The 23,395-nt window shown below is 43.3% G+C and carries 14 protein-coding genes; 4 read left to right on the top strand and 10 right to left on the bottom strand.

What is annotated here, in order from left to right; translation table 11 throughout:
* Nucleotides 1–25 precede the first annotated feature (25 nt).
* The gene (locus GVN16_RS13240) at nucleotides 26–934 is read left to right on the top strand and encodes an ROK family protein (protein ID WP_205748856.1); all 909 of its coding nucleotides are present in this window, start codon (nucleotides 26–28) and stop codon (nucleotides 932–934) included.
* A 49-nt stretch (nucleotides 935–983) separates the two neighbouring features.
* On the opposite strand, the gene GVN16_RS13235 is transcribed toward GVN16_RS13240, so the two are convergent.
* The 6 genes from GVN16_RS13235 to GVN16_RS13210 all read right to left on the bottom strand — a co-directional run bounded on the left by GVN16_RS13235 (nucleotide 984) and on the right by GVN16_RS13210 (nucleotide 8,499).
* Nucleotides 984–2,759: a glycerophosphodiester phosphodiesterase family protein gene (locus GVN16_RS13235; protein WP_229244166.1), complete on the bottom strand. Its 1,776-nt coding sequence runs from the start codon at nucleotides 2,757–2,759 to the stop codon at nucleotides 984–986.
* 766 nt (nucleotides 2,760–3,525) lie between these two features.
* On the bottom strand, nucleotides 3,526–3,948 hold the full coding sequence (locus tag GVN16_RS13230) for a VOC family protein (protein ID WP_166564387.1): 423 nt from the start codon (nucleotides 3,946–3,948) through the stop codon (nucleotides 3,526–3,528).
* A 144-nt stretch (nucleotides 3,949–4,092) separates the two neighbouring features.
* Nucleotides 4,093–5,256 (bottom strand): serine hydrolase, encoded by a 1,164-nt coding sequence (locus GVN16_RS13225; protein ID WP_166564386.1) that lies wholly within the window; start codon nucleotides 5,254–5,256, stop codon nucleotides 4,093–4,095.
* 54 nt (nucleotides 5,257–5,310) lie between these two features.
* Nucleotides 5,311–5,877 carry a Crp/Fnr family transcriptional regulator gene (locus tag GVN16_RS13220; RefSeq protein WP_166564385.1) on the bottom strand — a complete coding sequence of 189 codons (567 nt, stop codon included), beginning with the start codon at nucleotides 5,875–5,877 and terminating at the stop codon, nucleotides 5,311–5,313.
* 232 nt (nucleotides 5,878–6,109) lie between these two features.
* Nucleotides 6,110–7,171 (bottom strand): T9SS type A sorting domain-containing protein, encoded by a 1,062-nt coding sequence (locus tag GVN16_RS13215; protein WP_166564384.1) that lies wholly within the window; start codon nucleotides 7,169–7,171, stop codon nucleotides 6,110–6,112.
* Between the two features lie 215 nt (nucleotides 7,172–7,386).
* Complete coding sequence (locus GVN16_RS13210) at nucleotides 7,387–8,499, bottom strand: lactonase family protein (RefSeq protein WP_205748855.1); 1,113 nt, start codon at nucleotides 8,497–8,499, stop codon at nucleotides 7,387–7,389.
* A gap of 714 nt (nucleotides 8,500–9,213) precedes the next feature.
* Between GVN16_RS13210 and GVN16_RS13205 the strand changes: the two genes are divergently transcribed.
* A complete protein-coding gene (locus tag GVN16_RS13205; RefSeq protein ID WP_166564383.1) occupies nucleotides 9,214–10,860 on the top strand; it encodes a hypothetical protein in 1,647 nt (548 codons plus the stop codon).
* A gap of 1,007 nt (nucleotides 10,861–11,867) precedes the next feature.
* Here GVN16_RS13205 and GVN16_RS13200 read toward each other — a convergent pair.
* The 4 genes from GVN16_RS13200 to GVN16_RS13185 all read right to left on the bottom strand — a co-directional run bounded on the left by GVN16_RS13200 (nucleotide 11,868) and on the right by GVN16_RS13185 (nucleotide 16,715).
* Nucleotides 11,868–14,129, bottom strand: a complete 2,262-nt coding sequence (locus GVN16_RS13200; protein ID WP_166564382.1) for a glycosyltransferase — start codon at nucleotides 14,127–14,129, stop codon at nucleotides 11,868–11,870.
* A gap of 25 nt (nucleotides 14,130–14,154) precedes the next feature.
* A complete protein-coding gene (locus tag GVN16_RS13195; protein WP_166564381.1) occupies nucleotides 14,155–14,823 on the bottom strand; it encodes a DapH/DapD/GlmU-related protein in 669 nt (222 codons plus the stop codon).
* Between the two features lie 184 nt (nucleotides 14,824–15,007).
* Nucleotides 15,008–15,850, bottom strand: a complete 843-nt coding sequence (locus GVN16_RS13190; RefSeq protein WP_166564380.1) for a glycosyltransferase — start codon at nucleotides 15,848–15,850, stop codon at nucleotides 15,008–15,010.
* A gap of 133 nt (nucleotides 15,851–15,983) precedes the next feature.
* The gene (locus GVN16_RS13185) at nucleotides 15,984–16,715 is read right to left on the bottom strand and encodes a glycosyltransferase (RefSeq protein WP_166564379.1); all 732 of its coding nucleotides are present in this window, start codon (nucleotides 16,713–16,715) and stop codon (nucleotides 15,984–15,986) included.
* A gap of 447 nt (nucleotides 16,716–17,162) precedes the next feature.
* Here GVN16_RS13185 and GVN16_RS13180 point away from each other — a divergent pair, with 447 nt between their 5' ends.
* Nucleotides 17,163–18,656 (top strand): class I SAM-dependent methyltransferase, encoded by a 1,494-nt coding sequence (locus GVN16_RS13180; RefSeq protein WP_166564378.1) that lies wholly within the window; start codon nucleotides 17,163–17,165, stop codon nucleotides 18,654–18,656.
* 698 nt (nucleotides 18,657–19,354) lie between these two features.
* The coding region (locus tag GVN16_RS13175) for a hypothetical protein (RefSeq protein ID WP_166564377.1) at nucleotides 19,355–23,395 on the top strand (4,041 nt) is incomplete at its 3' end.

Raw genomic sequence — 23,395 nt, 5'->3', positions numbered from 1 at the left:
CCAATACAGAATAAGCTGAATAATAATGGCAACTGAATATCTAGGGATTGATGTAGGAGGGACCAATGTCAAAATGGGAATAGTAAACGCGGAATCCGGTAATATTACAAATTTTTATAGTCATGACACTGGCAGTTGGCGGTCCTCAGGGCACTTCATAGAAAGATTAGGCGATGCAATAGCCGTTCAGTTAAAAGAAAATCCTGAAGTTCAGAAAGTCGGTATCGGAGTTCCCGGACTGATTACCCGTGACAGGCTTTACCTGGTAGAAATCACCGCTATCCCGGAAATTGACGGAATGGCCATCATACCACAACTAAGAGAACGTTTCCCCAATCATGAATTCTTCCTTGAAAACGATGCCAACGCAGCAGCATTGGGAGAGTACTATTTCGGAGAAGGCGAAATTCCTGAAGATTATATTTTTGTGACCCTGGGTACAGGCGTGGGTGGTGCTGCCATTATCGACAAGCAGGTTTTCAAAGGCGGCGGAGGAAATGCCATGGAACCTGGTCATATGCCGTCCAGAAACCACAAAGTACTGGAGCGTAACATCGGTAAAAACGAATTGCTTGACCTGGCCAACAGCATGCGTCAGGAATATAAAAACGTGACCAAATTGCCTGCAGACGGCTCTATCTCAACCACTGGCTTGGTAGCAGCGGCCTCGGAAGGTGATGACCTGGCCCTTAAGATCTTTGATGAAGTAGGTACTATGCTTGGTGACGGGCTTGTATCAATGATCAGGATACTGGACATCACAACCATCCTGATCGGTGGCGGATTGTCGGCTTCATTTGATTACATCATGCCGGCGGTAACCCGTCAGCTTGAGTTCTGGCTGACTCCTTATTATCTTAAAACACTTGATATCAAAAGAGCAACACTGGCTAACGATGCGGGCTTGTTAGGAGCTGCAAGTTTGTGTTTCTGATTAGATAAAATATAAATGAAAAAGCCCGGAGCAATCCGGGCTTTTTCATTTATTTCTCCTGAAATACCCTCACATAATCCACTTCCATCGTTCCCGGGAATATACTTTCATCTATGCCTTTCTGTCCTCCCCAGTTGCCTCCCGTAGCGATGTTGAGTATCAGGTGGAAGTTCTGGTCGAACGGCCACTCTGCCGAACCCTTTCCTGAGTTTTTGAAAGTCAGATAGGTAGCACCGTCAAAGATAAAGTCGATGCGGTCGGCATACCATTCAATGGCATAAACATGGAAAGTAGTGTAAGGCTCAGGCAGTCTGATGTTTTTGCCCACCTGTGTATGAATGGAGTGGTTAAAGCTTTTGGTATGTACCGTTCCGTACAGCGAATCGGGGTTGTAGCCCACGTGCTCCATGATGTCGATTTCGCCGCTGGCAGGCCAGCCTCCGTATTTCCAGTCGGTCGGCAGCATCCAGATGGCCGGCCACAGGCCACGTCCTTTAGGTAGTTTAGCCCGCACTTCCACTCTGCCGTATTTCCAGTCGCCCTTGTTTTTGGTCACCATCCTGGCTGAAGTATATTCTTTACCTTCCCGGCTTTGTTTCCTGTTGATGATTTTTAATGAGCTGCCGGTTACTATGGCGTTGTTGGTATCGGCTTTGGTATAAAACTGCAGTTCGTTGTTTCCCCAGCCATTTCCGCCCATATCATAATCCCACTTGGTGGCGTCAGGCAGGCCTTTGTAGTTAAACTCGTCACTCCAGACCAGCTTCCATTTGTTGTTGGTGATATAACGGGGCGTTCTGATGATGGCTTTTTCCGGTTCATCGGTCGTCAGATAATCCACATTTCTGACCAGCAGGTAATCCATCACCAATGTATCGTTCACCGTCCAGGCATTGACTTCAATACCAGCCTTGTGGGCGTTCTGAATCCAGTTTTCATCCTTCTGATATACACTGAAATGATAATCCGCACCCAGCATATTGTCGGCTTTCAGCTGTGCCGGGGCTATGTTGCCGTTGAGGTACATGGCTTTGGCTGTGCTTTCCAGTTCCAGGAGCCTCTTCAGGATATCATAGTCAAAACTGATATAGACCACCCAGGCCTGGGCCTGCAGGGTTCTCACTTCTTTCATGACACGCTCAGCCAGTCTCTGGCCTCTTTCTTTGCTGATCACCGATGGTTTCAGTTCTGCTACCAGCTGGGTTTTCTGTTGCAGCATCCCGGCTTTGATGTAGCTTTCAAAAGTAGGGATAGGCTCCCCGTTTTTCAGAGAATGCTTTAACAGGTCTTTATAATTTGTTTTTTCGATGGTCAGACCTTCAAACGTGGCATCGTGGTTAATCACCAGCACGCTGTCAAGGGTCATATGGATGTCAAATTCGCTGCCTCCGCAACCCAGTTCAACGGCTTTTTGTAGCGAAGCGATAGAATTCTGAGGTACTTTGGTGTTTTTCCAGGCTCCGCGGTGGGCCACTACCCGGTTTTGTATAAATTCATCTTTGAGGATAATAAATGAACTGACAGAAACTGTTTTCTTGCCTTCAATAGCTTCGATGCTGATCGCTGCCCTGGTGGCTTTGGCATAAAAAGCCTTGCCTTTAGGGCTCAGGTACAACTGGTTGTTTTTAATCTGGAACAAGGAAGCATGCTCGCCTTTCAGTTTAAAAACGGGCTTACCGCTGTAGATCAGCTTCGCCACCGGCAGCGTGGTGCTCGCTTCTTTAAATGAATACTTATCCAGGTATAGACCCTGGTCGCCGGGCCCGGCAGCTTGTAAGAAAAGACACTGACAAAGCAATGCCATGGAAAGAAAGAAAAATTTCATGTAATGAATAATTTTAAGGTTTTCAGACGGACTGAATATTGAACCCTAAAATTAAATAAATAAGCTGTTATGGGAAAGTTAATTTTAATGGGGTGCGGCATATAAGTTATCGCGGACCAAGCCTCCCTATTCACACACCTTAGACACCTGACGGTGCAGCCGCGATATCTGAGCGTGTGGTTGCCATAGCTGTGCCCCTGACCCATATGTTGGGGCCCGGGTTTGCATGGTCGGAATTGGAGAAAGAGTCCATATCTGGAGCCATTATGCGACCCCTCCGGGGTCGTGAAATTTGGAGAAGATATGCTTTTCTACAGATATTCGACCCCCTGGGGTCGTTCTCTGTCATGATAAATGAATATGTCTGTTTTGCATACGACGAACAACCTTGAAGGGGTTGCATGTTTATAGAAAACAATGTCCCCGACACGGCAACTACCCTAAATGGGTCCTCCAGACCGGGTCGCATCTTTCGGCGAAATTGCAGGTTATCGGACATGGTTTCGTAAAGGGGAAATTGGGACAACGAACAGGTATTCGATTCCCGTATGCGACCCCCTCAGGGTCGGATTTCTTCGTGATCATGTGTATGCTATAAACATGTGAATCCTTCGGATTCATTCCCCCTCATATTAAATCTGAATATCTGTTTTGCATATGACGAACAATCCTGAGTATGTTTATAGAAAAGGCATCCGGATATAACCACGACCCAAACAGGGTCCTCCAGACCGGGTCACCTCATTCTGCGAATTCCTTTTTCGATCTACCGTTTTCCATCCTCCAATACCTCCAGAAAATGTTTGTTGGTCATGATTCCCAGGATATTTCCGAAAGGGTCAACGACGGATGCGGTTACGAAATTTCCTTTCCCCCCACTGTGGTCGGTAATGGGCTGGTAGAGTGTGGCCCCTGATGATATCAGATGATCAAGTGTGCCTTGCAGGTCGTCGACATGCCAGTAAGCGATAGAACCCGCCGGGCCTTTGGCAGTACCTTCCGGAGCAAACCGGGCGTCAATAATACCCAGTTCATGCTGGTAATCGCCGATTCTGAACTCAGAATACCCCGAAACATTGAAATATGGCTCAACACCTAAAAATTCACTATACCATTTTTTTGCTGCTTCGTGGTCAGTAGCGTAGAAACTGATGGTGGCTAGTCCGCGTAATACATGTGAGTTTTTCATTTTGATTTCATTTATTGTTTAATCAAAAGTAAAACGGCCCGGTGACAACCCTATGTCAGTGGAAAATATTAAGTTCTGAAAATACTGAATACCTTTCTTTGCACCTTTTCATCACGATTTAAAGTTAACAGGTGGGTCTTAATTTCAGCGTTCTTTTAACTGCTGGATCGAGGTGAGTATATATTCTGACAGTATAACATAAGGGTTATCATTGACCTGGTTATAATTTCCGCCTGTCGTGACAACCACGAGGTTTAAAGACTTGCAGAAAAATATCGATTGTCCGCCGTTGCCTTTTGCTTCTGTGATTTCAATGGTATGTCCGTTTATAGCATCTGTATACTGCCAGAACTGATATCCATAGCCCCCGTCCTTAATTTTGTATTTTTCGAGGTTGGTCCTTTTGATGTGACTAATGAATGATTCATTTGTCCAGGAACTGTCTAAAATCTGTTTATCATTCCATTTTCCGTTATTCATGTAAAGAAGTCCGAATTTTAGTAAATCTCTCGAGGTGGTTCTTAATCCTGATGCTGCTGCCGGAATTTTCTTTAAAGTCAGGTTGACCCATTGATATCTTTTGATGCCAAGCGGCTTAAAAAGAAATTTTTCGGCAAATTCATCAATTCTCATCCCGCTGGTTTTATAAATGATTTCGGCCAGAAGTTGGGTGTTTCCACCGCTGTAATTCCATTGAGTTCCGGGCTTAGCCGCCAATGGTTTCTTTAATATATATCTGATGGGGTTAAAACGCAGATGCATTTGTGTTTCACTGTTGAAAAAACTTCCGTAGCTGCCTATTTCGTCCCATTCAAGACCAGATGTCATTGTTAATAGCTGCCGTACCGTGATAGTCCCGGCCGGGCTGTCCTTTATTTCAGGAAAGTATTTATAAATAGGTTCATCTATGCTTCCGATCATTTTGTTTTTCAGAGCGATGCCTATACAGGCCGAAACGATACTCTTGGAAATACTCCGGACATCGTGTAACTGATTAACGGTGTGGTGGATGTACCCCAATCTTTTTCCGTGGTTCTGATCCTTGCCCGCAAAATAATTTTCGTAGATAAGTTGTCCGTCTTTTAAAATAAGCAAACTGTGAACATTCCGAAGACTGTCATTTAATATCAGTTTTGTTAACCGGATGATTTGTGTGGAATCTATCCCTGATTTATTTAGGTTGGCAACTCTAATGCCATCATTGTATTGCAATGGTTGACGGTAATAGTAGTCAGAGGAACGTTTGTGCATGTGGCCGCATCCCAGAAGTACAGGTAAGGCCATGAATATGATGATGATATTTCTCATTTTATTTTTTTTACAAAAATGAGTAATATATGCAAGGCTGTCAATGAACCTGGGTTAAGTAATGCGTTTCCTGATCCGGCTTAGGGCCTGAGGGCTTATTCCTATATATGAAGCAATGTATTTGAGTGGTATTTCTTTTAACAGGTTGGGCCTTTCTGTGAATATCCTGAGATAGCGTTCTTCTGCACTGTCAAGTAAAAATGATAACTCCCGTTTTGCCTTTTTCAGGTAAATTTCTTCGCTGGCAATTCTGCCGATGATATTGCTGACGGGTAATTCTGAATACAGTTTCTGAAGTGTATCATAAGAAAAACGCCATATAACAGTAGGGGTCAGCGTTTCAGCCGCATATTGGCAGGGAGTTTGGGTCAGAAATGAATCATAGGCACAAACCAGGTCATTCTCAAAAATAAAAGCAAAAGTCAGTTCTGATTCATCATTAGGGACAAAAAACCTGACTGAACCTTTTTCTATAAATGAAATGTATTTTTCAGTCTCTCCTTTTTTCAGAATTATCTTCTTTGAGGGGAATTCCTGCCTCACAAGTCCGGAGGTAAAAAATGTCCACTCATTTTCGGTCAACTTTATTTTCTGTTCCAAAAAATCCCTGAATGTGTTCATAACCAATTATCCGGTTTTGGTTGATTTGATTCAAAGTTAATGAAAATTGTAAGGTTTACATTGACCTGAAAGTTTACTTGTGTCTGGAGGTTGGGAAAGAAATATGAAATTATGATTAATGTGTCCGGTAACTCTGTGTTGATTCATTTCTCTCTGCGATGTCACATTTCATATACCCAAAAAAACAACCCGGAGAACAAACCCCGGGTTGTGCATTAATTATTTTGAGGACCTACTCCTTCACAAACCTCTTACTGATCCTTCCGCCCGAGGTGGTTTCGATCAGGAGGAGATAAACGCCTTTAGGCAGTTCGCTGATTTCTATTTTGTTTTTGGGTGTAATATTGCTGATCATGATCCTGCCATATGAATCGGCAATTTTCATGCTTTTGATCTGGCTTAGGTTACCGGCCAGGTTAATCGATTCAGAAGCCGGGTTAGCTCCCAGGGTCAGCGGGTTTTTCTCCTCTGTAAACCTGACGGATTTGATCGGGCTGTAGCTGAAGGTGCCGTCAATGTCTATTTGTTTTAACCTGTAATAGTTAACGCCTGTTTCAGGGGCTTCATCTGTAAAGGTATAGTCAATCTGACGGGTGCTGTTGGTGCTTTCACTGGATACGAAGCCGATGGCTTTCCAGTTTTTGGCATCGGTACTTTGTTGTACTTCAAAACCCCTGTTGTCGGTTTCTACGGAAGTTGACCAGTGAAGTTGCGATGATCCATTATTTTTAAGGGCTGTAAATGAGACCAGGTTTACCGGCAATACCGTACAGTTACAGTTGGTTTCCACATCGTAAACATAAAATTCGCCGGAATAGACATTGCCGCCGAGAACCGCCAGTCCGATAGTCACAGTGCTTGCTGCTGCCGTTAACACAAATCCGTCAGCATCTGAGGGGCCGGTGTCTCCTACGTAGTCTCCTGAAAGAGGCGGCACGGTGCCTGTGGGGTCAAAATTCTGGCCGCCATTTGTACTTATTTGTATAAATGCCCCTGCCGATGGTATTGAGGTTCCTACTTTGAACCTGACAGAACATCCTGCCGCGACGGTTGTTCCCAGATCAAAAGTAATGGAGGCATGCGAACTGCCTGGGATAGCCACAAAAGTAGCGGTGGCATAGGTGGAATTGTTGTTGTCGGCAGCCTGCGAAACATTGCTCCAGACAGGTGGCGTACCAATCTTTGAATCCACTTCAGCGGTTGCTGTCGCTGACGGAATACAGAAGGTAGTAGATTGTGCATTGGCGAGCACGCTGCTTAGCAGCAAAGGAATAGAGAGTAGAAACTGTTTCATACTTTTTGTTTTTAGTGTAAAAATTCTTGAAGAGGCAGGGTCATAATTCCGAACCTTATTATGTAAACGGAAGGCTTGAAGTTCAGACCCATATCTTTGAGACGTACACTGTCCAAAAAGGTCACTAAATTGGAGGAAAAAAGAGTGGGGCCTGGCGGGGGCAGGCCCGGTGATAGTCGTCTGCTAAGGAAAGAAAAGCAGCATTTGTGAAATTGTCAGATACTGCCGGTTTTTACACAGGAGACATTTTTTACCTTCACTTTTCTCCCTGCTTTTCTGAGCAGGCCCGTGGTTTTATTCCTTTTAAAAACCACCACATTATGGGTAAGCACGTTGGTGACGATCAGGAAATTTCCTGACTCTGTGATGGCAAATGTCCTCGGGTGTTTTCCGTGCGTTGACTGGTACCCGATGTGCTCTAAAGTGCCGTTTTCAACAATTTTAAAGATGGCAATGTTGTTTTCCTTTCCCCTGTTGGTGGCATACAGAAACTTTCCATCCGGCGAAATGTGCACATCGGAGCTTTCAAAGCCGCTTTGCAGGCTGGCAGGATGTGTAGCGATCCTTTGTATGGCTGTCAGATGGTTTTCCTTATAAGCGTAGGCAGAAAGGGTGCCTGACATCTCTTCGATACAATAGGCGAAATTACCGTCCGGACTGAAGGTAAAGTGCCTGGGGCCGCTTCCCGGTTCCGTTTTTACAAAATCAGCCTTATCTGTCGTTACAGGGTATGCAGAAGAGCCGTTAAAAGGGTACATCCTGATTTTGTCTGCCCCTAAATCAGGAAAAAAGACCTGTTCGCCTTTGGGTGAAAAGACTGCTGCATGGATATGCCCTTTTTCCTGCCTGAGGGGATTTACACTGCCTTCGGTAAATGTTTCGTGCTGTACCACAGTATCAATTTTCCCGTTTGCCAGGATCGGGTAAACCGAAAAGCTTGCCTCTGTGTAATTTCCGTTAATCAGCCATTTGTTGTCCTTGTCTGTGCTTAGGTAGACCGGGTTTTCGCCTCCGCTTCTCTGGCTGTTAAGAAAAGTCAGGGTGTGTTTTGCGGGGTCAAATGCAAACGCACTTACACTTCCTGCATTGGGCGTTTTGGTGTCGGTACAGGCATATACAAATCTTGAATCGGGCGAAACAGTTAAATAGGAGGGATTCCGGATCTTAGCGGAAGTGACTTTGGTGAGTTTCCCGCTGACAGCGTCTAATCGATAGACATAGATGCCTTCTGCCTCCTTGTCGTGGTTATAAGATCCCAGGAAAACATATTCCTGCTGGGCAAAAACTTTAGAGCCCATGAGTAGTAAGGCCAGTATATATCTATTCACGAATGCCGGAGATGTTTTAGGATGAATACATTTAAATTCAAATATATATGGAAATAAACAGACTCTTTTGTTTTTCATTGGATATACTGCTAAGCCCTCAAAGAAAAATTCTCAGCAAACAGCGTTCACTGAGAATCACTTTTTTTTTATCCATCTTAAATTTAAACAACTCCGGCATGTCAGAAGAAATTCCGGTATTCTATTTGACGCAGGATTTTTAAATAGTCACAATGACATCCGGTTCTTTACCACAAAAAGCTTAAAAAAACTTATAGCACAGATGAGAGAATCCACAGCTCCCGGTTGAACATTTAAATCAGAAACCCATAGCCTGCCGGTTTTTTTAACCGGAACACATCTACAGAAGAGATGTGACAGGCTGTGTTTCTATCCGGTCTCTTTTAGCAAGGTATACACGACCCTACGTGTCTGCAGAAAACACGGCCTCTGACTCCGTTTGATCGGTCCGTTTATGCCAGCCCGGAAGCATCTCCCGGGTAATAACTGTAACATCTCTTACGTGAAAAATTTGTACTTTTTTATGATTTATTCAATGTGTTTATTTTCAGTGTTTTAAGGGGCCTCATTTAACAGCCTCTCTTTTTACCCGTAACGCCTATGTGTGACCAGCGGCCTGCAATACCGTCTAAATATCTTTACAGAGGTCCTTTAAGAGGTCTGTAGATAATAAACTAAAAAGTAAAAGTTAAAAAAATGAAAAAATTGTACGTACTTATCTTTGGGACTGCATGTTGGTTCCAAACCCAGGCCCAGTGCCCCACACTTACCCCTTTGCTGAGCAGTGTTTCCTGTCATGATAACGGCACGGTGGCGAATGCCGGTGATGACTACATTACTTTTCTGCTGGACGGCGATGTCTCTAAAGGAGATCTGAATCACAACTACAGCGTATCTGCCACACAAGGGGGCAGCCCGATTACCATAACCCTCAGTGATGGCTCTTCGGCTTCCGGATTGTATTTCGGCTATGAGAGCCCTTTCAGAACCCCGACAGGCACCGCCGGTCACGGTAGTGTCACATTGACTATCACCAGCAGCGGAGGTTGTACGGGTACCGTTACACTTTCTGATCCTGGCACCTGTTCTTCAGCTGCCGCACCCTGTTCGCCAGGCAGCGTGAGCTATACCTACAGGTCGCCGTTTCTGCATACCAATCTTAGAAATGTTCCGCTGTTTATTCCGAAGTTTGATACCAATGGTGGTACAAGGACCTTGACGAGTGTCGGTCTGGGAACTTCTTACACTCTGGCTACAGCGTTTGTTGCTGAAAACTCAAGTAACACCGGCAGCCAGTTTGCCGAGGAAATTCTGAACGGAGAGGCTACCGTTAAGTTAGGCGGAACAACGCTTCAGACTTATAATGATCCGGTTCTGAATTCCGGATTGATATCCATCGGGCACAGCGTCCTTGTTCCGGCAGGTACTAACGGCTCCACCTGGCCCGGCGATACACCCGAGGGTGGAGGAACATTATTTACAATGACTACTTCAGAATCATTAGGATTGGCAGATTATATGCAGAATATATTTGCTGACCCTACCTTGAGCTCAGCCTGGGTTACCAACGTGACGGGTCTGGCATCTACTGATGATGATATGATACACTATCTTGGCCAAGGGTCAAATTCAAGTAGTTCTTCTTATACTTCCGCATCCGACCTAGCTATGTTTAGCGGATCAGGGGATGTCGGTCTGACTGCTGATGTGATCGCAGATAATAGTTTTACAGCTTTCGGGGGCAATGTAAAATTCAAGATCGCCACAAAAGGATACGCCACCGCCACGGTCACTTACAACTACAGTTGTGCGGTACTTCCTGTAAAACTGGTCAGTTTTGAAGGGAAAGTAGACGGAGATAAAGTAAATCTGACCTGGAAAACGGCCGAAGAAACGGACTTCAGCCACTTTGAAGTAAAGAAAAGCCTTAATGCCAAAGACTTTGAAGCCATTGGCAAAGTAAGCGGAGGAAGCAGCAACGGACAATACAGCTTCACGGATGCTGAAGTGGCCGAAGGAGATAACTATTACCAGCTGGAAATGGTTGACCTTGACGGATCATCGGCCGTTTCTAAGATGATCTCTGTATATTATGAAAAAGATGGCAGCTACCTGGTGGTTGAAAATCCATCGACCGGTGGAGTGATCAACCTGACGACCAATATGGACGAACCGGTGTTCGAACTGAGAACCGTGCTGGGCGTAAGGGCAGGTATTCAAACCCTGAAAACAGATACCAACCAGTATGAGTTACATGTACCCAATATGACGATGGGTCAATACTATCTGACGGTAAGAGACAAGAACAATAAAGTAGTGGTAAAAAGGCTGTTGATGCAGTAAAAAGCACTGAGATTAAGATCATACTTTAAATGAGTCCAAGCCGCCCTGTTAATATGAATGGGGGCGTCTGATAAAGACGCCCTCTTTTTTTGTCTGAGCCTTACCGGCTGTTTAAATGTAACCGATAAAAAGCCCTATCTTATTGATACAAATGATGTGACTGTTTTTACGATTTCCCGTCTAAATAAAAGTGACAGAAAATAGATTTTGTTCATGTTTACAAAAGCCGTATGAGGATCTCTATCCGGCTTTCTTTAATCCTGGAATTACATTAACCTTCGTTGAAAGGGTTTATTAGTTGTGTAGATTTAGCCGCTACTAAAGCCGGATGGGTTTTCGTCCGGCTTTTTTTATCTGACAATGCGGCCTATAAAGTCTTGTATGAATGGATGTTTCTTCAGGGGTTGGTGTGACCATTTTTCTCTGACATAGTCTAAATACTGAGTAGTGATAAAATTAAGTTGTATGAATTTAAAGAGTTTACTAAAGCCGGAGGGTTTTCATCCGGCTTTCTTCAGCAATTGGATATAGTTTTTTTGTATAAATTTTAATTATTCAAGCCAGAAGATGGTATTTTAAAAGTAGACAGTGAATTTGAACCAATATAAAGCCGAAACTTTGATTTGTGTTGCAAGTTTGAGTTTAGCGGGAAATATGACCAAATCCGGGTAGACATTTCACCCGGATTTCTTTATCACCGATTTCCCAGGTTTTCCAGCCCTGTATTGGCTGGCTTTTCAGTATAGTAAAGCAATAATTTAGTAGCAGGTGTGACTATTTTTCGTTAACGCAGTCTAAATGATGAGTAGTGATAAAATTTAAGTTGTTATGACTTTAAACACGTTACTAAAGCCGGGCGACGATGTTTATCCGGCTTTTTTTAATTTATAAGGATGTTGCAGCGGTTTTTGGAGGTTTTCCTTATCAGCTCTGAGTTCCTGTTTAATGGATTATATATCTCAGGCTGGTTTTAAATTTCTCCTATTTTGTTCCATTTCTGGACTCCGCTATCCTTTCAAAAAGGAAAGAAGTTTTTCAGTGAGTTTGCGAAGTATAAGTTTAATCACATCCGTCCAGATTTTTAACCGGAAGCAATTTTTCAGTTGGTTTATTTTTGCTTGTTTTGCTAAACGTATCAGATACTGATCGTTGGTATGCTTTATGTACCGGAAGATATCTTCACTATATTCCCGTCGGGCTATATGAATCAGATTCAGTATCGGAATATTAGCGGCATAATATATGTTAATGGATTTTTCATGTTGGTCAATTTTATCTAATACCGGCCCTATTTGTTGCTCCTCGTGCTGACGGTATAGTCCCAGGTTTTCATGATGAAAGTGCATGGTTTTTTTTGACAGGTACTCAATCCCCAATTGGTAGTCATGGATAACCTTTGGGTAGCCCTCACGAAAAATAAGCGGTTCTCTTGGTTTTTTTATGCAGAGTGCAGCCCCGGTAACCATATTGCCAAAGAACAAAGTATGAGAAAAATAGTCTTTATCGGGGTACTTCTGTTGTTGGAAAAAACCGAAGCCCATGGTATCCCAGATGGAGTATTCTGTCAATTCATTATCTTCCTTACATATCTGCAGGTTATGAGATACAGCTTCAATATGGGGAAACCTGTTAAAAACGCGGATTACCGTTTCGGTTTTATGAGGGAACCAGACATCGTCCTGATCGCATAAAAAAATGATTTCCCGGGAGCAAAGGTTTATTGCCTTCTCAAAGTTTTTTACAATTCCGAGTTGCTTTTTATTCTTGTAAATCCTGAAAACCTGCGGATATCTGGTTCTGTACGATTCGAGAATATTCCAGGTCTGGTCAGTAGAGGCATCATCACATATAACTATTTCATCGGCTACCAGGTTTTGGTTCAGGATACTTTCCAATTGTTCTTTTATATGTTTTTCTCCATTATGTGTGCATAACGCCACAGATATCGACCTGCATTGAGAAAAAAAATCTTGCTGTTCATGCTTAAACAGCTGATCCATGGTTTTCATAGCTTGATTCATAGACCCTTTCTCTGAAATGGCGGCAAATGCTTTTTCTCCCATGACTAAGCGTTCGTCAGATGTGGCCCGGAATATCCTCAACAATGAAACGGCAAGTGCTTCGTGATTTTTATTTTCGACGATATAACCGGTTTGTTCATTGGTTATATAGTCTTGTGCTGCCCCCATATTAAAAGATGCCACGGGTACCCCGCAAGCCATGGCTTCTATCAGCATGGCCGGACCGGAATCTTCCAGTGAGCTGTTTACATAGGCGTCGGCTGCCTGATACATCAATGCCAGGAGGCGGTCATCTTTGATATATGGAATAAATGTTTTTTTGAACCTGATTTCTTTGTGCGATTCTTCGTCTATTATACGGGTTAACGACAAAACCTCTACCTTTTCCCGCTCCGACTGTGATAATTTCTCCCAGAAAGCATGGAGGCTTTTTACGAAATAGATGTACCCTTTGCGGGGGTCAAGGGTGTTTTCTGCTCCTGCCAGAATATAGAATTTGTCGTCTGAAAGCCCAAATACTTCCTTGGCAATTTTCCTTTTTCCCGGGTTGAAAATCCCGGTTTCAATGATTCCGGGAATATTGAAAATGGGTTGCTGATTTTTATAAATCAATGAATCCTGTGCCTGAGTTGCCGTCCATTTTGTTCCTGCCAGAATCTTGAAGTTTCCTTTCTGTGCATTTTCTTTTTTTATAGAGAAATTTCTCGAAACCAACTCTTTGTATTCTGGATCCAATACTGCAGGGCAGTCAACGCTGTTACATCCCTTTATGTACCCTGTACAGTCCCATGCAAAATGACACCCCCCTGTAAAGTGATTCATGTCAACAGCCATGTTATAAACGGTGGCTAATGTCGCTTCTGAAAGTTTTAGAATATCAGTCGAGGTAAGAAAATCGAAAGTGATGCCTACAAAGATAATCTCGGGTATAAATGAAAGGTGCTTAAGTATAACGGTAGTATCCTGGTAAGAGTTTTCTTCATTTATTGTATTGAAAAGGTATTTGGGGTCTCTGTTAAGTCTTGTTTTTGAACCGTTTTTATTTATCAGGAAACCAAGCTCCGAAGCATACCCGTTCCGGGCCGGCAGTTGAGTTACTATGGGATTGTACTCACTTTTGTTTCGCACCAAAACGGCAACCCGGTGTTCCTGATTATGCAGTGCTTCGGCAATTTTTATAAGGGCGGTGTTGGCACCGGTTTGGTCTCCTGAAGTTATGAATAATATTTTTCTTGTATTGTTATGCATTAGGGCACCTTTATGAGACAGTCACTTATTGTTTTCTAAACAGTTCGATGTCCCGGGAGTCAACTCCTTCTCTGGCTTTAGTACCCGAAACACTGTAGACAGAATAGGGCTCCACATCTTTGGTAATAACACATCCCATACCGATGATACTGCCTTTGCCAATTCGGACTCCTTCTTTTATAACGGTTTTCATTCCGATAAAAACATGATCTTCGACAATTACCCTCCCTCCCAGCATGGCACAGGTTAGAAATGAAAAGTCACCTATTTCTGAGTGATGGGCTATTTCCGAGTTCATTATCGTCACGCCGTTTCCTATTTTGACAAGTGGATGAAACTGAGCTACGTGATCGATGAAGCAATTTTCTCCATAAGAAGGTTCAAAATAATTCTTTACTACAGTAGGACAATAGCTGGCCAGCGTGTATCCTTTCCCTTTAGCTGCTATGCAGAAATGTTCCATTACGGAACACAATTTTATGGGGCCGATCGCGATATACATGTCTGCTTCCTCAGGACTTATGTATTTTTCTATCTCTTCAAATGGAAAAACGGGCAATCCCAGAAGATGGGTTTCTCTGAGATAAGCTTGTTCAACAGTAAATGCAACTACTTCATAGTCAGAGTCTTTGCTGAAATAGATATAGGCTAACTCCGATTGTGCTCCTGTGCCGCAGATGATAAGCTTTTTCATTTTGTAATTCGATTTGCGTTTAAGCGGTTTAATTGTTCCTGAATTCTATATTGAAAACTTAAAATATACATTATCGTATTAATTCAGATTTATTCAGGCTTTATGACTGGTATCAGATCTTCCTTTTTTATTGACTTCATAATGTCGCCGGAATTTCTAAAAGATTTAATTTATAATATTAAGCTTATACCACTTTCTTCAAATGACATAAGTCATTTTTAAAACCCGCAAAAATTCGATCATTTACGCTCTTTCTCTCCTCTTCATTAAGCCAGCTCCATTTGTTGAAATATTTCAAGTATGAAATAAAATAATGCGTCAACTTTTTTAAGCTTGTTTTTTTTTGTGAACTGCGGGAATGAAAGATATTTACAAACGGGAAAAGTATCGTTTTGTGTCTTTTGAAAACCCTTCTGGAAAGATCCCAGTCTTCAAAATAAAGAAAAAAGCGGGGATCATAGTACCCGGTTTCTCCGAGAATTTCGGTCCTGATGACCGTACAGCATCCGGAAATATTCGGAGTTTCAAAGATTTTCTCCTTCGGGGCATGGCGTAGCTCATAGTTGTCGATGACGGATACTAATTTACTGTGGCGTAAGTTTAATTTTCGGAGCAAAACCAGAGCAGGGTTTGGTAATAGCTTGGGTAAATGCTGTTTTGTCCCGTCTGTGTTTAAAATGGTTGGCATGAGCATACCAACATCTTTATGTTTGTCCATAAAATTCAGTATCGGTACAGAAATATCCTCGTAAAAATAGATATCAGGGTTTATTACAAATACATATTTGATACCATGTGCTTTTGCAGCTGCCAGAGTCATATTGTGAGCTTTCCCGAATCCCTCGTTTTTTTTATTTTGAACATACTTAATGCAAGGGATATCATCAAAAAGAGGCTCGTAATTGATTTTTCGAGAATTGTTGATTACCCATAGCTTGTATGGAGTAGAAATTATCTTTAGGGATTGTACTAACCTTCTAAGATCATCGGGCGGACTATCGTATATTACTAACGAAAGGTAGATCATTTTATAATTATCTTACTGTGAATCGTTTTATTAAATGGAGTTTTTTATGTGCTAATTCTTGAGACCTTACGTATGTTGATCTCAGAAAGTTTTACAAAAAAAAGAAGTTTTTTTTATTTGACCAATGTACTCTTTAGAAAAACACAATTTTGTGAAGAAGGTTTGACATGAGCAGATATCTTAAGTGAATTTTTTTCCGGAGACTGGCATGGCTTTTACCAAGAATTACCGGGTCGTGATTATTAAGGTTAGTAAAGTTGGACTTATGTCTTCTGTATAAGATTAAAGGGTCGTCTATTATCAATGGCTTTCCGAAAACACATGATATAGCCCAGAGCCATCGGTCGTGCATATACATATTTGAAGGGAAAGGCAATGCCTTCTCAAGAAGGGGGCGTGTGAATGCCATACAACATCCTGAGGTTGGTGATCTTAAAATTTTTAAGATTGCGGGGTCGTTATTCATCACAGACGCCGGTCTTTTGAAAAAGTTAAATAACGGTTTCAAACTTTCATCCGTTACCACCGCATTTGAGACTACCATATCAAATTCTTTTAGAAAGGGTAACATTACTTCTACTTTGTTTTCCAGCCAGACATCATCCTGATCGGAGAGAAAAATGTAATCACCCTTGGCCACTTCAAGGGCAAACTCAAAATTCTTAACAAGATTATTATAAGTGCTTCTGTAAATCTTTATTCTCGAATCGTGGTAAGCGTACAAAATAGATAAAGTTCTGTCATCGGAATTGTCGTCTGAAATAATTAATTCGTCATTGTAAGCAAGTTGTGGAAGGATAGAGTCTATTTGCTCTTTTATAAACAGTTCACCATTTTTAGTGGCAAGACAGACGGATATTTTCATTTGTTGAGATTTTAATACCAGAAAATTGAGTGTAATTCTGATGTTCCGGTTGCAAGATAATATTAATCTTCAAAAATTAAACTTGTGCTTTTTACCGAAAATTTCATTTTATAAATTCCTTCTTTAAAATCCGGAATGGTGTTTTGCTTAAGTATTTTCTTTTCTTTTGATTGTACCTGGCCGGGAATTATGCCTGCCCGAAAGAATTTACCAAGGGGGATGATGATGTGTCGATGAGACCGTCGCAGGGGGCATTTAATTTCAAAATTTATTGCAGAGAAAGATATTTATTTATGACGTAAATGTTAACTTACCCACTTTTCGACAGGGAGATCAGCAAGGGAGGACTGTTCCGGTCTCTGCTTTCTTAAGAGTTAGTTTTGATGTTATTGTGCTTAAAATCAACGGGTTGTATTTTTTTTAGGCCCTTGTAATCGTAGATGTTTTATGGAAATAAGGGACTTCTTTTTTTATATGGGTAAGTTAAAAGCTCCTCATAGCTCAGACCCGTTGAGCGGGTATATTCAGTTTATAACGAATTACGTGGGCGATGAGTACCTTGTGAATTTTTGCTTTGACGCCATGCTTAATCAAGTAGATTTTAAACAAGCCGAGCATTCAAAGTGGTCAGCGGTTTGCCCGGACTTTAGCTTTATTCAATTTAAAAACTACAGGAATGAAGATGTCAGGATTCCTTTAAATGAAGGAATGAAACATTTAGTTCAGCAGGCACAGAAAAACAGTAATTCAGATTACATCTTTGAAAACCAATCCAGATTGGTTACGAAGATCGGGGCCATAATTTTGCTGTCTACAGGCTCAGAAGCCTATAGCTTAAAAACCTTTAGTGATTTTTATAAGACGGTAAAAGAAACAGAAGATAAAAAGAATATCCCTTTGTTAAATGAAACACGTTTATGCTTTGAACCATGGGAAGAAAACCCCGTTGGTCTTCATGGCGAGTGGTCTCCTTGTAGTCAATTGCCTGCCATGTGGAATTTTAAAGAAATAGACACTTTATCGAAGGGAATCTCCCATTTGCGAGAATCGTTATTACAAGGCAATTTAAATTGCGTTTGCAGTAGATGTAAATTAAAGCCGGTCACTGCTGTTGAGCATCTTCAGCAGGAAGTTGAAACCCGGAAGCTTCATCAAACAGATCATATTGCCGGGCTTGTCTCTCTTTCTCAAGCATATAAAGAAACTCCTTTACCGCCGCCTGATTTACGATTTCGTATTTCAGGTACTTCAGACGATAGGATTTTTGTACTTAACGGCATACAGGGATCTTCTCAGATGATGTCTTATGTACAAAAATATGATCACTCAAAAGAACCTGGTTTGCTTGACTGGGGATGTGGGTGTGGGCGATATTCCAATCATATTATAAAAAAGTGGCCGCGGGTTTTGTATACGGGGTCCGATATTGATACTGAAGCCATTGCCTGGTGCAATAACAATATTAGAGGAGGTAAATTTGTCGTAAATAGTCCCTATGTCCCCACTTCGTTCGCTAATGAACAATTCTCCTCTGTCATTGCATCTTCTGTAATGACACACCTCGATAAACAAAACCAGCTGTTATGGCTTAAAGAGATTGCCAGGATACTGAAACCAGGGGGTATTTTTGTGGTGTCTGTACTCGGTTTTACGGCAGCGGCTCAAATCAGCGGTCTTAAAGAGAAGATGAAAATAAAAGGAATAGTGGATGGTTATCTCGATCCTGCATTGGATGGTATTGCTCCGCAGGGCTATTACAGAGATGTTTTTCAGACTGAAAAATATACGCGAAAGTATTGGTCTCAATTCTTTGAAATAAAAGAGTATGTACATGCCGGGCTGATGGGGTATCAGGATTTGGTAGTGTTAGAAAAAAAAGAGTTGGGGACTTTAAATCTCCGGAAAAAGAACTGGTTTAAAAGAGTGTTTGGGGAAGAGTAAGAACGCACGGGATGACCACTCTTAAGACTCTTATATCCATACCAGAGTCTTAAAAGCGTATTTTTCAGAAAGAGCCCCGACTTGTTAGCCTTTACTCTCTTACTTTCAGCCGGATTAATGTTATATTTCAGTAACCCCAAAAATACAATGATACGACGAAGGATAAACCGGGTTATTATATCCGGCTTTTTTTTGTGACCATCCGGCAGCGTCTGCGTCTAAATAATACCACTATGGAATTTAATAATTAGTAACAATACACTTTGAAAAAAGTTACCATCACTAAGGCCGGATGGCAATATTCCATCCGGCTTTCTTAATAAATACCGGCGGCCTGGAGAGTTGTGAGAGTTTGAATAGACGAGTAAGCGATTTATAGTTGTAAGTAAGTAAGATTGAACCTTTACTAAAGCCGGACAATTATTTTATCCGGCTTTCTTAACCTGTCACTATAGGTTGACAGCCTTCGTCATCGGCTTTGTGAAATTTTATTATTTTTTTATTATTGATTATCAATGAGTTGTAATTTATTGTGTTTAAGATAGTTAGGTAAGACGTGTTTTTGAACTGTCCTTGTATATGTTAACTGCTTGCAGAGGTGGTAGTTGCGGATGATTGTGACCTTGATATTTTTATTTCGTCTCAATAACAAATTGATAAAGATCAATTTATAACATTCGTAATCCAAAAAGCAAAGAATGAACCAAACACATCTACTTTTCTTTGGAAAATCATCCAAAGGGTTTAGCCCTTGTTATGATTCCTCACACCTGCAACCACAGGACTCTGCTCTACCAACCGGGAGAAAATCATTCTCCTTTATCAGTTTTACTTTAAGTTTTTTATTATTATTTGCGATGGGGGCCAATGCCCAGCAGATACAATCCGGTACCGGAGCCCCTACGGCTTCATTTGAAGTAGCCAACGGCTCAAGACAATTTACTGTCACCGTCCTGGGAGGAACGACCTCTTCAGGCTCGCTGGTCGTTACGCTTCCCACCGGGTATGTCTATGAATCAGGCTCGGCCACCGGAGCAGGAGGACTTACCGTCACCCAGACCTCTGTCTCAGGAAATACGGCTACTTTAAATCTCAGCGGTATTCCGGCCACAGGCACCAACGCTACGTTTACCTATAAAGCCCGTGCAAGTTGCGAGGCCATAGGCGAAGCCGGAAACCAGGCTTCTTATGTGCTGACACCTTCAGGCGGGTCTGCCCAGCCTGAAATTCTCAGTAACGCGTTTAACCTGCTGAATGCCAAAATAAACATCCTCAACCTGGTTAACGCACCCAACACCGCCGGTTCTGTAGGTGACACCTATACCCGTACCTACCAGATCAGGAATGACGGCTTCGGTAGTATTGATACGGTTTACGTGACAGACCTCAGTGGCAATGGCGTGGCCCATCTGAGCCACTCGGTTTCAACGACCAACAACGGAGCCACTGTCACCGTTGACCTCATTTCCAGCACGCCTTCGGGCAGCAACACCACCTATTTGTATCGCTTTATTGTCAGCAGCACCGCCCAGGACAATCACTTGGGGCAAAGTGAATATTTTACATTTACACAGAATCTGCAGATCAACAGCTGCACAGACCTGAATACAGGTCTTAACGCCTGGTATGGCAATGGACCGAACCCACAGGTTTGTGCAGGACAGAATGACACCCAGACAACCGCTTTAGCGATAGACAATTCCAAAACGCCCAACCTGACCGTGGCTTTTGTCTCTGCAGATGACCTAAGTTGTGCCCCTGCCTCCGGCTGGATCACTGCCAGCGTTACTAATACAGGTACCAGTCCTGCGATGGCTACAAACCTGAGGTTTGGATTGGGCACTTATAATGCCATAATGAACCCTGGTATACAGAATAACTATGGCAATTTTGCTTCGGCCTGGATTGATGAAGCTGATGGCGTGCAGATCAGCTCTGATGGTGGGACCACCTGGTCTGCTTTACCGTATACTACTTCCACTACTATTGGGAATGCGGTCAACACTGATGCTAACGGCAAGCCTTTGGACGTGATTGTCACGTCTTTAACCATAGCTCCTGGTCAGACTATACAGATACGCTTTAAAAAACACATTGATTGTAACAGCAGCTGCTCACTGAATGAAATAAATTTCATGAAAGAAAGCTTACTGTCAGGATCCTATAAAAACAGTTGCGGAGAAGGCAACTATACTTTAAACTTCAAGGATTTAAGAACATATTCTTATTTGCGTGGTAAACATGTTCCTGAAATGGGAGTGGATGCCGTCGGAGGGTCTCCTTATTGGGTGCAGTACAAATTAAATCAATGGAACATTACCCAAAATATATGGGACAATAAACTGGCAGGTCCGGGGGCGTATACCGAAATGCTCGTCAATTTACCCGCATGCCTCACTGCAGACCTCAGTACTTTAACGCTGACTGATATCAGCGGATCAGGTTCGGTTACACCCGATATGGTATTTGCCGACGCTGCTGGTATACACATCCGTTTTAATCTGGCAGCAGGTGGCGGCCTGGACCTGCAGAATAAAATTCTCAGGTTCAAGACCATGGTGGATTGTGCTGTAGCTTGTCCTTCGCCGCAGATCACCTCGAAAATTATTTTTAAGCAATCAGCCACCTGTCCATGCACTCAGGTGCTGGGCTGTTCCACCTGGGAGCCGTTATTGCATTGCCCGGCTTGTACATTGCCTTTAGCCATTGTCAATAAGGAAAGCAGCGGTAAGCGTATCACCCTGGGTCTGCCTGATGACAATAATAATGGCAGTGTGGATGCTCTGGGCTCCAACTATCCGGCCAATCTGAAAACCTCTTATTTTACCGTAGGAGATCAGCTTGAAATCACTGCAACCGGCGAGGTGGCCGGAGTAGGTTCTTTTGATTATGCTTACCTCGAAACGACTGCCCCGGCTCAGCCAGCCCTTACGTTGTTGGGAACCACTGCCAAATCGGTCATTACCGATGCCAGTACTTCCACCACCTACACCCTGACCGGTCTGCCGGTAAGTGGTACTTACCCGAATTTCAAGACTGATATCAGCAAGGCAGCCCTGGTAGCAGCTGGCGTGCCTGCCACTTTCACTTACGAACCAGGGGATAAAATAGCGGTAACTTTGACTTTTGATTATCCTACCACCGGTAACATCATATTCAATCCTGACGGAAGTGGTCATTTGACTTTCAATGAAGAAAAGACTGTCATTTTTAAAAATCTTTTATACGGCGGCCTGGCAGCTAACCCCGCTCCGGCTGACCAGCTGGCTTGTGATGCTTTTTCAGCAACCATGCAGCATGTAGGTAACAACTGGTTTTATGGAAACGGATCCCGTGCCCTGAGCTATAACGGCTGTCTTCCAGACGATACAGGTAACGGCACTTATTTTGCCTCAGACATTAATAACTATGATTCAGGAAGGCAACAAAACGCGGTATTCCCTTATGAAATTAACCGTTTTATCCAGCCCAAAGAATTTGTATTTACGCTCCCGGCAGGTCTGGAGGCTATTAATACCCGCATTACCATTTATGGGCAGGGCGGGGCACCTTTTGTTGTGAATAAGGCCACCCCGGATTATATTACCGGTCAGGATTACCACTATGACCTCCAGGCCATCATCAATACTTTAAAAGGCAGCTCACCTTCGTTTTTTGATGAAGGTATGGCCATCGTTTCGCATCCGATCTTAAGGGCCACTTGTCAGGCCTCCGCTTCAGGAAACCTGAGTAATAAAATAATCTATACTTACGGAACAGATCCGACCGTCTATACAGCAACCAATAACTGGCCGTACACAGTCACCTCCCAGGGCAACCTGACTGCTGCAGCTACCTCACCGGTGAAGACCGTGACAGGCAATACCGTCAGCTGGGAAATACAGGTGACCAATACCGGCAATGTTGCTGAAATGGCCAATGTATGGCTGGGCAGAAATGCTGCGGGTGGAGGATCGGTAACCATCACCTCGGTACAACAGTTACCTGGTAGCGGGGCGGCTTCGGGCACTGCCGTATCTGCCAGCGGTGACATCTATCAGCTCGGTTCCATCCCGGCGTCAACCAGCCAGTATTACCTGGTCACAGGTACCTTCAATAATTGTAACCAGGACAACCTTCAGCTGGCCTACGGCTGGAACTGCTCAGGCTATCCTACCTCGGTGGCCGCAGCTGTTTGTTCTGATGATGTTGACCTGACCGTCATCCCAACCCCGGCGAACCTTCAGGTGAGTCTGCTCAGCCAGCCTGTCCCCACTTATCCCGACGGGACTGTGGATTTGTGCCAGGAACTCGAATACATCGCCGAAGTCAAAAACCCTGCCCAGGGTACAGCCTTCGACCTGAAGTTTACTGTCCAGAAACCTGCAGGGGTGGCTTATATTGCTAACAGCTATCAGCTCTCCCCGACCATATTGCCTGCCGCCGCCTCACTGGCCAATGTGAACAACGATGCCCTGGTCACTGAAACAGCCACCAGCATCACCTTCACCATCCCGGCCTCTGTGGCTGCCAACCTGCCTTATAACCAGGGTTACACCATCCGTTATAAAGTCAGGACCGTAGCCTGTGACTTCGTCAGCGGTACCAAAATGAACCTGCAGGCCCTGGGTAACAATGGCTGCGGGTCGGCCATCAACGGTACCCGCCAGCAAACCCAGACCGTCCGCATCAAAGGGGAGAATGCCAACCCGAACGGGTACACCATCAGCTCAGCAGTCCCTGCTGTCGATGCCTGTAAC

It is taken from the genome of Emticicia sp. CRIBPO (assembly GCF_009905725.1).
Taxonomy (GTDB): Bacteria; Bacteroidota; Bacteroidia; order Cytophagales; family Spirosomataceae; genus Leadbetterella.
The sequence above is the reverse complement of the archived record's forward strand: the minus strand, read 5'-3'. Positions and strand labels throughout refer to the sequence as shown.